Source organism: Rania fehmarnensis (genome assembly GCF_056494185.1).
Map to the genome: position 1 here is coordinate 631,359 of NZ_CM151398.1, position 12,784 is coordinate 644,142.

Here is a 12,784-nt window from a genome sequence, read left to right on the forward strand (position 1 = left end):
GGTAAGCGGTGTATCGCCAAGTATTCGGCTTACCAAAACCTTTTTTTAACAACAATTATGGTGCGGGGGCCATTTTCTGACAAATCGGTGTGGGTTGTATCAGATCAGCATAAGGCATTCCCAGGGCGATATTTGCGGCTCTTCCAGGCGAAAGTTCGCTAGTTTATTAAATGAATGCTCGCATTGCCACTCTCTGGACCTAGTCGCCCTTATGAATAGCATATTTTATTGGCTACACGTCCTCTGAATCGCCAGTGCCTGCGGCATCATCTATCGCTTTTATCCCACAGTTCGCAGCTTTCAGCCGCAGCAGCGTAGCGATCGATGCATGCACAGCAGCCAGTTCTTAGAAGCAAGCACAGTGAGAAAGTTCCCCATGCGTCAGGCGGGGCCAGAGAACTTTCAGCAGAGCGCTACACCATTAAAGACGAATCGGCGCGGTAGAACAAAGGCCCTACCGTGCCGATTTCTAGGCGCGTCGACGTGCCAAATCGCCAGCAGATAGTTTCAAGCACGTGTCCACGTGCTGAGAGTGCTAATGCACGCGGAAGAGTCCAATTCGCTGTTAGCGTTCAAACAGAAAAAAGAGAAGGCTCCTGTCCTAGAGCGTGTGGTCGAAGTTCCTTTGCGAAGCAGGAGGATTTGATAGCTCCATAGCGACAGCACGAGCAGACTTAAGGGCTTGTCGCTTCAGGCGATAGATTGCCTCGATTGGTTGGCCAAGCAGCGTGGCAAGTTCGCGTGGCGGTCGACCGTTGACAATGCTCTCGTACAGCACTTGATATTCGAGGGCGGGCAATCTGAGTTCTAGCAGGTCGAGAAGCTCTCGGTAGCCAAGTAACTGGAGTACGCTGGGTTCAGGACTGGCTGTTTCGAACTCGGGCAGTGGCTGCATAGGCTTCTTTTTTCGCGCCTGAGTTAACTTGCACGCCGCATTGTTGGCAATCTTGGCTAGCCAGGCTCGCGAAAAATTCGCATTACCCAGCGCCCGAAAAGCGCTCGACCAGGTTTGCTGCAGAACGTCTTCCTGGTCGCATGCTTGCAGATGCCAAGAGAAAAGTACGGCCAGCAAGTATCGATGGTAGCGTTCAACCAGAACTCGTGCGGCCGCTTGCTCACCGCTGAGGATCAGTTCCACGAGTTCGTCATCGCTACAACTCCTAAAATGCGACTCACACATGGTTGTCTCCATTGGCGGGTATTACACATAGATCTGCAAATACATTTGGGCTAGCGAGCAAATCCAATTCGGATTGGTCGCAGGTCAATTCGAAACCGCCTGCCACTGTTCGTACCGTGAGCACTGCGAGTGGCTCGGGCGATTGGGTTGCTGGGGCGTCGCAAATATGGACCGCAGTCAATCGCCACTGTGCAGGCCAATTAACAGAAGTGAGCCAGCACCTCCAAGGCTTAGCTCTCAGCTCTGGACGTTTTGCAGTGGGTACTGCCAGAGCCGCAGTCCCCCATGCCAACTGACTTTCCTCCTCATCGTCATCCCCGTCGGCTGCCAGGATGTGCTCCTCGGAGCGCGCGAAAGTTGGCCGGCCCAGGCCCGCTCGATTCGGTGTTGGTAGAGGTTCCAGAACCGCCTGACAAAACGTCTGGTCGTCTTCGTCTTTGATTAGAACCCTTTGGTCCTCTCCTGCAACCAAGCCCGCAAAAGCACTTGCGTTGCTAGCGGCAGATACAACTTGCAATCGGCGGCAGGTTTGCATGCTGCGACTAACCGACTTGATCATGCCTGCCAGTAGATGTTCAGGTATGGGGGCAACCCCTTCATGAACCTCATCAGCCAGTAGGTCCATAGCTTTCAATAATGGATGGTTGATATCCGGGGGATGGGACGTGCGCTTGGACGGATTCATGTGGTCTTCACTCATTATTGAGCTCCTAATCAAAAAGTGGGTGCTATAGATGCAGGCAGATCCCGCAAGAGTACTAAGTCCTCGGAAACAGCATTTCGTACCGCTTGGCCAAATTATTTTGGCAAAAATTTCCCAAACCTCCCCCAAATTGCATTTCGGCTCTGGCTGAGGTAGCTGAGGTATCGATCGTTTAGGGCCGTATCGCGGTGTGGATAGCTTGCAGAAGTGAGGCTGGGGCGGGAGAGTCTTGGCCTAGTTCCCAGATCATGACTCCGGCAAGTTTTGAGTCGCGGGCGAGCTGGGTCTTGCGTCGAATTGTGGCCGGTCCGTTGAAGTAGATTCCGTCGACTTCATCGACGGCTAGCGCTGGTCGATACTGTTGGACAATCTCGCGATACGTCAGACTGCGCTCGGCTTGCTGGATCGAACGTCCGTAGAAGGGTAGGCCCAACGTGATTTTGTGCTCAGGCACGCCAGCTTGTACCATCTTGTTGATGTCTGCCTGGGCATTCTCGAAAGTTGAATGACGACCAGGATGGTCATAGGCCATGACTTGAACCCAATCCACGGCTTCGAACGCCTGGCGTGGCACAGCCTGCCAGGCTGCCATGGTTAGCGATACCGAAAGGTCTGCCGGGCCAAGCTCGCGTTGCAAGTCTTGCAGCAAGACTGCATACGAATTCTGCTCTTGTGCATCTCGCGGATGTTCCCAGTCAATGTCAATTCCATCCAGCTGCCTCTCAAGGCAGATCTTACGCGCAGAAGTCACAAAATTGGCACGCAGTTGCTTGGAGGCCGCCACTTTCGCAAAGTGTGTCGATCGTTCCCAGCCTCCGATACAGAGGATCAATCGCAGCTTATGCGTCCGCTTGGCATCCAGCAATTGTGACCAAGCGACTCGGTTGAGGCGGCTCATATCGATCTCGCCTTGTTCAGTCGGCTGGGCTGAGAAGATGATTAGATCAGTCAGGAACTCGGCTTGAACTGAATCGAATGTCCGGTAGTCCGGCAAGTAACCCACAATGCGAAAACTGGACGGGGCTGGCGGTACGGGATCGTCCGCTTTTGTACTGAAAGCCATACCGCAAATGAATAGGCAGGCGACTGCCAGCAGTTTTCGTTTTACCATGAGTGCAAACTCTTCAATGCCAAGCGGTTTCGCGAAGGTCTCAAGCCTAAATTAGCTTAGCGATCACCGACTGCCAGGGCGGCATCATTTATCGCCATGCGCACTGCTTCTATTTCTTCTTCTGCGCGAACTGCGCCAGGGCTTTGGCGATTTCTGCGACTCTATCGGGTTGCGCGTGTTGCCGGGTCTTCTCGAGCATGGAGATGAAGTACGCTTGCTCTTCTTCGGCCATCGGACAACCTATGTTGCCGTTGGGGCCATCGGAGCTGACCAATTCCTGGCCGCTGCTATCGAGGATCACGATCCAAGGAATTCCGCCCGTCCGGTCGCCCCGTAATTTCTTGGCCACCTCTTCACCGTGCTGCATTTGCTCGACGTCGATCTTCAAATCAATATAGTCGTCCGCGAACAGCGCCGAATTGGTATGCAGGAACTCCTCGAGCACCTTGCACCAACCACACCAGGGTGCCCCTAGGTGCACTAGCACTCGCTTGTTCTCTTTCTTAGCCAGCTCGAGAGTCGAGCTCAGCAGCGCCTGAGCATCGACCGCTGAATCGGCTGTCTTCGCTTCAGAAGTTGACTTTGCCGACTCAGTGGGAATGGCGGCGGTGCCAGCAGTTTTTTCGACATTGGGCGCATCGGAACATCCCATCAGCATCAGCCCGAAAAGTAATCCAACTGTAATGCGTTTCATCGGTCGGGGCTCCTGCGTTAGCATTCTGTAGAATCGAGTTTGTCAACACGAAACCGATTGTAATGCATGCAGCTCCAGAGAGGCGAGTCTCTCCGAGACTCGCGGAGTGGGCTAGCTGCCGTACGAGGAGAGTTGTCAGGAATTCGGAGCACTATTTCAGTTCGGGCGGATGTTCGACCACTCAGTACAGCACTCGATCGAGTTTCCTTGTGCATTTTGAATTGCGAGTCTCGGAGAGACTCGGCTACGTGCACGTAGCAGCGTCTCTCCGAGACGCTGATCAATTCCCGGCAGAGTCTTGAGACGAAGGCGGTGCGAGTCTCGGAGAGACTCGGCTACGTGTAGGTCACCACTTCGTCAGCTTGACGATCGCGCACGGAGCGCGGCAAGAGTTCCGTTAGCTCGTCGGCCAAGAACCAATCGCGGTCTTCGTTACCATAGAAGACATCGACGCTGGAGTCATCGAAGACTGCATCCGTTAGCTTGGTATTGAAGCGACCGACGCCGAGGTCGCGAAGTTGCTCTACGCGCGTGTCGTAGTCGCTATCGGAGAACCACACGCGAGCTAAAGCACCGCGCAGTTCATCTTGAGCTTTCTCGCTAATGATCGGGCAATAGGCACCGATCAATAGGTCGTCGCCGGCGCCTCCGTAGAGGGAATCTATTCCTCCATCGCCAACCAGAATGTCTCGGCCGGCCTCGCCGTACAAGCGGTCGTTGCTACTGCCACCCACAATCACATCGTTGCCATTGCCACCATAGATCTGAACAGGCGCATTTGTGTAGTACCTAGGTGGATTTCCAGCCAGGATCACGTCATCACCGTCGCCCGCGTAAATCTTGAGACTAGTCGATGGACAGTAGTTGCAGTATGTCGGCTCGATGGTGTCGTTGCCAGCGCCTGTACGCAGAGTTAGTTGTCCTTCAAAGAGGCCGCCTAGATCAATGTGGTTGTCGGATGCACCCGTAGTAATCTCAAAGATGGAAATGTTGGGCAGCGTGTATCGTTGACGCTGATTGGTACCGATCACGAAATAACTTCCCACCAGAATGTCTGCATCGGCTCGAACCTCCAGCACGTTACGTGCTCCACCGCCGTGCAGCTCTACGACGCTGCCATTGCCATCGGCAGGTGTCCGAAAACGATCCGTGTTTCGTCCGCCCTTAAGACGATCAAAGCTCGAAAAGGTCATGGGCACACGACCTACTGGCCGCACCGAACCGGATGTCTGGGACGACAGCAACCAGTTGATGGGCATGTCGTGATTCTCGAGCGATAGTTGATCGATGCCATCTCCGCCGCGAATGCTCATACCAAAGGTAGGCGCATCAAAGCTGCCATCCAAAAAACTTATCCGGTCGTCGCCGCCCAGCGCGCTGACAATCAACGGCTTGCCAATATCGCGCAGCAACGACCAGGGAATAAGCAATCGCTTGGTGCCATGGCCGCCGACGCCATTCAATCCAGTGACAGTGAACTTGATGCGCGGATTGGACGAACGCTCTGTCAAAACGAGTGCGTCGGGAGTGGTGCTGAATTGCCATTGGTTGTCGTGCGCCCAGCGATCGGCGATTTCGATTTGCCCGGCCGCGTTGAGGCTGACTGAGATGGAGATGGCTGGCAGATCAACTCGGAGAAAACGTACGGCCATGAAATCGACGTCCCAACCCAGAGCCGTGGGCTGGTACGAACTGCCGGTGGCCAGGATGCGACCGCTGGACAAGACATGCAAGTTATAGACCGCTACGCCGGCCAAGTTTTCACTGTCTAAGCTACGCGTTTGGCCGGGTAGTGGTCCATCCCAAAAGCCATCACCATAGAAGCTCGAGTCATACGTGCCGTCGAGGTTGAGCACCGCTACTCTCGACCATTGGGCGGAAGAATAGCTATCCAGAAAGACGAGATAAGTGTAGATGACGACGAGTTGTCCCTCCGCACTCTCAGCCATGGCGACGATGTTCGTATAGGGCACTGGAGGCGGACTGAAGCTGGGGTCGTGGGTACCATTGTTAAACAGACGCACAATTGTGCCGTTGCCACCCACGTAATAACTGCCGTCGGCCATGACGAGCAACGAGCGGACTGCCCCGACCAGGTTGGTAGTGAACTTGGAGTTGACTCCAAAGCTGCCGTCGGGCGCGCCATTGGTTAGCAAGCGCGTTACGAAAGTAACCTGGGTATATTGGTCTGGAAAGGTTCTATATCGCAACGGGTTGTAACCACCAGCCAAGATCTTTCCATCTGCCAGCAAGGCCATTTTGGTGATGATCACTCCCGTGGAGGCGAGGCTGGCAATGCCATCTGTGCCGTAAGTAGTGTCTGGTGAGCCATCGACGTTGTATCGCAAGAAATGGGTAGTGCGATACCAGTCGCGGCTGAACGCCGACACCACGATCTTGCCATTGGCTTGAACCAGAATATCGGTGACCGTGTCCTCGTAAGTTCCCAGATCTTTTAGCACGATCCCATCTTCAGAGAAACTCGTATCGAGCTGGCCGCTATTTGTTAAACGCGCAATCAGGATCTCTTGATCACCGTTCCTCAAAGTCACGTTGCTGGCCAGGACCAGTTTGCCATCGCGACCGACGGCCAGTCCTGCAAAGCCGCGCATGTAATAGCCTTCAGGCAGTGGCATGATCAGTTTGCCACCATCGGCAAAAGTCGTATCCAGTTGACCAGCAGCCGTGTATTGAGAGACGACGATATTCAAGGTGTCACTACCGGCAATGGCAAACTTGCCGCCGGGCAGCAGCACGGATTCAGTGGCAAAATCGCGGGATGGGCCAGTGCGAACTATCACCATGCCTTCATCACCGAAACTCACATCGTCCACACCTGAGCCGAGCAAGCGGCGCAGGACCATGTGGCCTCTGAAATTGAGCCCCAGACCGCCTACGATGATGGCTTTGCCATCGGGCTGGACGGCGACATCTGTGGCTTCCATCCAGCGGACCTGGTAGGTGTAATACAGAGGATCGTCCGCATAGCTTGGATCATGGGCACCGTTGGCAAACACGCGCAGCAGACCACCGCGAGTTTGAATCAACATGCGTCCACTCGGTAGCACATGCACCTTCGAACTCTGAAAGACCCGGCCTGGGTACTTGGCCATGCCATTTTGGCTAAAGCCGTTATCGAGTGACCCATCGCTATTCAGTCGCACGACCGCTGCATAGTGAACAGACAGCACACACGACAGCACGATGCGGCCGTCGGTTTGCAACGTAACGTGACCACCTTCTTCGGGCGCCGTGTCGCTGCCGATGATGTCGACGATGCGCACACCTTGTTCACCAAACGCATTGTCCAAGCTGCCATTGGGATTGATGCGTGTTACAAACAGATCTTGCAGACGCTCGGCATTTTTGGTGATACCTGCTACCAAGATGCTGCCGTTGCTCTGCAGAGCTAACGAGCGGCCGGTCTCCTCAGACTGAAAGCCGCGCTGGAATGTACCATCGCCTGCGAAGGTCGTATCCAGTTGTCCATTTGGTTGTAATCGAGCCACGCCTACCTGATAGTCTGCCGTGCCCGCCACGATGATACGATCAGCCCAGTCGACTTCGACCGCGTTGGCAACTTCTTGTTGGCCTCCGAAATCGATCATGACGATTCCTTGATTGCCGAAAGAACTATCCAGTTCGCCGTAGCTCGTATACCGCGCGACCATGTAGTCATCGACCAGCGTGGCCGTCGCCGTACCGGCGACAATCAGCGAGCCATCGCTCTGCTTGGCCATCGAACGCACATAGAAGGGAGTGGCCACGCGTCCATCGGGACCAAAGGTCGGATCAAGCTGGCCATCACGTGTGTAACGCACGATCGCATTCTCACCGGCGGCTAAAATCTTGCCATTATCTTGGACCAACACATCGAAGGCTTTACCGCTGGAACTGAGCGAATCGCCGAAGTCGGTTTGTACTAGTCCAGCTTCACCAAAGCTGGGGTCAGTTGTTCCGACGGCCAACAGTCGGCGACCTTCCAGTTCTTCGAGGCGTAAACCATATCTACGGTGGGGACGAGCTGGGCGTTTCATCAGCGTATTCCAATCTTGGGGTGAATAAGCCTATATGATACCCTTGAAAACCCTGGCTGCAGTGCGGCAAAAGAGGGCAGCTAAGGCGCTGTCTTGGCTACTTTGAACGTGTCGACGTGCATAGGTAAACTGGGGGTGTTGATGACTCCTGAACACTTTTGCGTTTCTTAACATCAAAGCTGACGTGCTTAACATGAACCTGTCTGTACATTTGCGGAATCTGGCATTTGCGCTTGTGTTGGTGCCATTTCAAACCCTTGCGGCTCAGATGCCGGTTCCGCCAGTTATTGCCGGGCCGTCGAAAATATTTGCAGGTCCGCCAGAGTTGTTGCAGGAGAGCGGGGCAGGGGAAGGGCCGGCCTGGCATCCTGAGTTGGGGTTGCTGACCAGCGGCGATGGCCATATCCATCGACGCGACAAACAATGCCAGTCGTCCATCTTTCGGCAGAACGCTGGCTCCAACGGACTGCTCTTCGATCGCCAAGGTCGATTGGTTGTCTGTGAACCCGTGCGCCGGCGCGTTACTCGGCTCGAGCTCAATGGCGCGTTGACGGTCTTAGCGGAAACCTTTGATGGCAAAAAGTTCAATCAACCCAACGATCTGACGATCGACTCCAAAGATCGGATCTACTTTTCTGATCCCCGCTATGGCGACCGCGACGACATGCAAATGGTCGACCAGGCCGGCCGGACCATCGAAGGTGTCTACCGTATCGATCCCGATGGCCACGTGACACGCGTCCTGGGACGCGAAGTGGATCGCGCTAACGGCCTGATCATCACAGCCGATGACAAGACCATGTTCGTGGCTGACAATAACAACTCGCAAGGCGGAGCGCGCAAGCTTTACAGATTTGATCTCGATGCCGACGGCACATTGAAGCTTGATACTCAGAAGCTGATCTACGACTGGGGGACCACGCGCGGCCCAGACGGTATGAAGTTGGATGTGGCCGGTAACTTATACGTGGCTGCTGGTCTGAACAAACCCCACCTGCCAGACGAAACCGCTGAACATCCTACCGCCGGTATTTATGTGTTTTCACCCGCGGGCGAAGTGATCGATTTCGCTCCGATTCCTCGCGACGAAACCACCAATTGCGGCTTTGGCGGTGATGACTTCAAAACTCTGTTTGTCACTGCAGGCGGCAGCTTGTGGAGCATTCGCACTTACACTGCTGGCAAGCACTAGACGGTTCTTGCCCAATCCTGAAGCAATCCGGGGCTGTGTTGTTTAACCCGTGGCCGAAGGCTAGGTAAGCGAAGAAGTTGACCTCACGAGGTAGGTGATCTCCTTGAGCAAATCGTTTAACCCGTAGCCGCCAGGCAAGGCGCACCCTCTAACCAATCCATGCGTTTACTTGCACATCTGTGTGATTAAGATAAGAACTCGGCCTCGCCGAGTGAACTACTTCGATTGCCTGGCCTGCGGCCACGGGTTAAACAATACTGCTCATCGGAACCATGTCTGCAGTATTTCCTGCGCGGTTACCGTACTGCCAGCGGGGCGATCGATCAGTGACAGATCCTGGGCGTTGACTAGAACTCGAATTAAGTCGTCACGTTTTGTAGGTTCTGAACTTGTGTCTATCACTGAGGGGTGCACAACGACCACATCCCATGTCGGCGGTCCGAAGTTCAGTGACCAGTTCATGATCCAGGCATAAGAGGCGGAGAATGCTTCATCGCTGCCACTTGGAGCGCTGCGGGGCACAGCGATCAGCACCAAGTCTGGTTGGAGCGATCTTACTCGTGCCTTAGCGGACTCTTCAATCTCGGCCAACGAAAGGTTCTCAGTTGGCCACGGCTCGACCGTGATCTCGGCGTTGGGATAGAGCTCGCGTAAGGCCGGAGTGATCCAATCGTTAATAGGTGGCATGGCGAGGACTCGAACCGGTTTCCCATCGCTGAGTAGCTTCAAAGTGTGCTCGATAGGCTTGTTGGGGACAGGCACGTTTTCGAGGGAAGCTCGTCGCCCAGTGATTGACTGGGCCAGGCAGGTGGCGATCCGTTTGTGGCCGGCCATGTTGGGGTGAATTGCGTCACTCATCAGCAGTCGCCACTCCGTCGCGTCGCTTTCTCGCACGGAATCCAGTTCTCGATACACGTCACACACAGTTACGTTTAGTTCGATGCCTACTTGTCGGATGACATCGCAATATTGAATCAACTTCTCCGTCGGACGATCGGCGGAGGTGATGACATTGTTCGGAGTTGCCAGAATGACCTGGCTGCCTGCAGCCTGGCACCGCTGAACGATAGCTTTCAAGTTTTCGCGATAAGACTCGATTGGTACGCGAGTCATATCATTTAGTCCGAACATCACCGTAACCAGGTCCGGTTTGTGAGCGATGACATCGCGATCGATGCGAGCCAATGCGTCCACCGTCGTGTGACCACTGATGCCGGCGTTGAGCAATTCAACATTAGATGTCGGTACCAGCTGGCGCAGAGCGATTCCTAGCATATCGGCGTAGGCTCGCCGACTACCGGTGTGATAATAAACACCGGTCACGCTATCACCAAAACAAACGACTCGCGCGGCTTCGCCCGACAACAGCTTGTGGCGAATCTTCAGTGCCGGCCCCACGGCAGGTTGCAGGACGGGTAGCATTAATTCTGCCATGACCTGGTGCCCGGTTGGATTCGGATGACAGCCATCGGTGGTCCACGCGTGCAAGTCGGTGCCGGCTTTACCGGCATCGGTCCACGCGGCAAAGTGATCAATCAATGGCACTCGCCAGCGGGCAGCCGTTTCACGACAAGCCACCACAAAAGGCTCGAGTCGAATATTAGGATTCTCGCCCAGGCCATTAGGCGCTGCGCTGTCCGACCAGCGAGGCTCTGTCATCAGAACTGGCAGAATTCCACGGCGCAGCAATTCAACGGTGATCGTCTCCAGGTTGTTGCGATACTCAGCGACAGTTATGCGACTGGTGGTTGCACCTTGGTCAACGTAGCTGTCATTCGTTCCGTACATCACCATGACAATATCGGGCTGAGAGTGGGTTGCAGCAGAGCTATGTTCAGTGGCCGCGGCTTGATTGGTGGTTGGCTGATCAATGCCGTTGGGAAGTTTGACGACCTGGTCGAGTCGCTTCAGTGCTTGATCGGTGCGTTCTCCGCCGATACCCACATTGACGACGCGTGTTGCGATTCCATGCCGTAACAGACCTTTTTCCACTAAAGCCGCAAATGTCTGTTCCGTGGTTACGCCTGCACGTACGCCTTTGGTTATCGAATCGCCTAAAGTAACGATAGTGAGCGGACGATTCTGGGTGTGGACCGTGACTTGCGAATCATCCGCGATGGCAGCTGTGAAACTGCATAAGAACAAAAGCGGATAGCCCATGTGGCTGAAGTGGCGGCGGATAGCTTTTATCGCAGACTCAAGCATGGGTGGTACTCACTATTTGAACAATTGGTAATCTCTCAGCGAGTGTACTAAAATTCTCGCACAGCATCCAATCCCTGTTGCATTCTATGGATTGTTCCCGCTAAGGATGGAAGAGTGATGGAAGAAGACGGCGATGAACTAACGGCGTATCACGAAGCTGGTCATGTGGTCATGGCTCTGCTAGCCGGCGGCCAGGTGCAGCACGTTACGATCTCGCCAGATCGCGACGATGGTCCGGAACGTTTCGGCGACGCCTCGGTGCTCTGGGCGCATGACAACTACAGTCATCGTGAGTTAGCGCTGGCCATGGTCCGCGTAGCCTTGGCCGGGCCCGTAGTCGAAATGATCTACACGGGCGATCCGTATCATCCAGGCATGATGGCTGAGTGGTCGGATGACTGGCGCAGTGCTTGGTCCGCGGCCGGTAAGCTGGAAAGCCACGAACTCAATCGACTTCGGCTACTCGAGCAAGAAACGCAGCGCCTGGTTCAGCTGCTGCAAGACGATTGCATCTGGGCTGCCGTGGCCGAACTGGCCGACAACTTAATGGCCCACGAGTGGCTGGACTCAGAGCAGATCCATGATATTACGAGCCAATGGCTCGATGACGCCTGAACATCAATCGACTCGTACTCCTACTCGTCCTCGTATTGATGCACCTGCTATCCGATTATCGATTCGAGTAGGAGTAGGAGTAGGAGTAGGAGTAGGAGTAGGAGTAGGAATTCGCTGCAAGTTGCGCTTAACTTGCAGCTTGTACAAATGGCTATTAAACTTCAGCGGTCGAAGCAAAAGGGATGTATTGCGTTCTATTGCCCAGGCCAAGCTCGGATATCAAACGCTGAATGGCCGGTCCCAGCGGCATGTGTTGGTTTAATGGCCCAAAGTGGTTTTCTCGATAAAAGAGTGTCGCCCGATGATCCGCCTGGCAACCGTGGCAGTTTGTTGTCTCGTTAGTGTATCGCTTCGCGCAGATACGTTCACGATTACTGGTCAAGTTACTCAGCCCCATGGCGCTGTGGCCAAAGACGCAACTGTCAGGCTCGTACACATTCGACTGCCAATCGATGAACAGTATTTTCTCCTGGCAGACGAGAAGCCTGGCGCCCAAAAGGAACTAGCCAAATTCAAACCAGAGGCCGACAAGCAGATCGATCTGGGGGCAATCAAGTATTGATGGCTATATCATTGGGCAACGGTTGACAACGCGTCCCGGCCTTTGGTCTTCTCTGCGATCCTCTGCGTCTCTGCGTTTTAAGAAGGAAACCCTCTCATTTTTGAGGCTCAAAAGCCGGGCGAAAGATTCTTGCGCTCTGGAGGATTTTTTGTGTTTCCATGCGCGCCTAGGTTCAAATCAGAATGTGCCAAACGCATATCTCATAATTCTTGAGGCGGAGGCACATCGATGGCACAGGTGGTATTGGTATTGTCGCTGGTGCTGGCCATGTTCGTTGGCCTAGGTTGGCTGATGGTTTACAGCTTGAGTTGGGCAAGAACTCGGGGGCAGGTACAAAACTCGGTTGGGCATTCCTTCCAAGAATTAGAACGTTTAGTGTCCAAGCCAGCCGTCGAGTACGTAGTGGAAACCGAGGCGAAACTGCGCAAAGAAGATGAACAAGGGGGAGAGTAATTTCACCTGGCTCAAAGCTGTCAAGTGTGGTT

At 54.4% G+C, this 12,784-nt stretch carries 10 protein-coding genes; 4 read left to right on the forward strand and 6 right to left on the reverse strand.

The annotated features are described in order from the left end of the window. Positions 1 to 601: 601 nt before the first annotated feature. The 5 genes from SH573x_RS02205 to SH573x_RS02225 all read right to left on the reverse strand — a co-directional run bounded on the left by SH573x_RS02205 (position 602) and on the right by SH573x_RS02225 (position 7,725). On the reverse strand, positions 602 to 1,180 hold the full coding sequence (locus SH573x_RS02205) for an RNA polymerase sigma factor (RefSeq protein WP_479352656.1): 579 nt from the start codon (positions 1,178 to 1,180) through the stop codon (positions 602 to 604). Beyond that, positions 1,173 to 1,880, reverse strand: coding sequence for a hypothetical protein (locus SH573x_RS02210; protein ID WP_479352657.1), 708 nt, complete (start codon positions 1,878 to 1,880; stop codon positions 1,173 to 1,175). The genes SH573x_RS02205 and SH573x_RS02210 overlap by 8 nt, the downstream gene beginning before the upstream one ends. 175 nt (positions 1,881 to 2,055) lie before the next feature. Beyond that, positions 2,056 to 2,994: a glycosyl hydrolase family 18 protein gene (locus SH573x_RS02215; protein WP_479352658.1), complete on the reverse strand. Its 939-nt coding sequence runs from the start codon at positions 2,992 to 2,994 to the stop codon at positions 2,056 to 2,058. A gap of 109 nt (positions 2,995 to 3,103) precedes the next feature. After that, a complete protein-coding gene (locus SH573x_RS02220) occupies positions 3,104 to 3,688 on the reverse strand; it encodes a thioredoxin family protein (protein WP_479352659.1) in 585 nt (194 codons plus the stop codon). Positions 3,689 to 4,023: 335 nt separating this feature from the next. After that, positions 4,024 to 7,725: a hypothetical protein gene (locus SH573x_RS02225; protein WP_479352660.1), complete on the reverse strand. Its 3,702-nt coding sequence runs from the start codon at positions 7,723 to 7,725 to the stop codon at positions 4,024 to 4,026. A gap of 193 nt (positions 7,726 to 7,918) precedes the next feature. On the opposite strand from SH573x_RS02225, the gene SH573x_RS02230 reads away from it, so the two are divergent. After that, entirely contained in the window at positions 7,919 to 8,917 is a 999-nt protein-coding gene (locus SH573x_RS02230) for an SMP-30/gluconolactonase/LRE family protein (protein ID WP_479352661.1), read from the forward strand. A gap of 261 nt (positions 8,918 to 9,178) precedes the next feature. Here SH573x_RS02230 and SH573x_RS02235 read toward each other — a convergent pair whose 3' ends face one another. Further along, on the reverse strand, positions 9,179 to 11,122 hold the full coding sequence (locus SH573x_RS02235; RefSeq protein ID WP_479352662.1) for an SGNH/GDSL hydrolase family protein: 1,944 nt from the start codon (positions 11,120 to 11,122) through the stop codon (positions 9,179 to 9,181). Positions 11,123 to 11,239: 117 nt separating this feature from the next. Here SH573x_RS02235 and SH573x_RS02240 point away from each other — a divergent pair, with 117 nt between their 5' ends. The 3 genes from SH573x_RS02240 to SH573x_RS02250 all read left to right on the forward strand — a co-directional run bounded on the left by SH573x_RS02240 (position 11,240) and on the right by SH573x_RS02250 (position 12,752). Further along, positions 11,240 to 11,737, forward strand: coding sequence for an FtsH/Yme1/Tma family ATP-dependent metallopeptidase (locus tag SH573x_RS02240; RefSeq protein ID WP_479356857.1), 498 nt, complete (start codon positions 11,240 to 11,242; stop codon positions 11,735 to 11,737). A 301-nt stretch (positions 11,738 to 12,038) separates the two neighbouring features. Next, positions 12,039 to 12,299, forward strand: a complete 261-nt coding sequence (locus SH573x_RS02245) for a hypothetical protein (protein ID WP_479352663.1) — start codon at positions 12,039 to 12,041, stop codon at positions 12,297 to 12,299. 228 nt (positions 12,300 to 12,527) lie between these two features. After that, positions 12,528 to 12,752 carry a hypothetical protein gene (locus SH573x_RS02250; RefSeq protein WP_479352664.1) on the forward strand — a complete coding sequence of 75 codons (225 nt, stop codon included), beginning with the start codon at positions 12,528 to 12,530 and terminating at the stop codon, positions 12,750 to 12,752. The last annotated feature ends 32 nt before the right edge of the window (positions 12,753 to 12,784 follow it).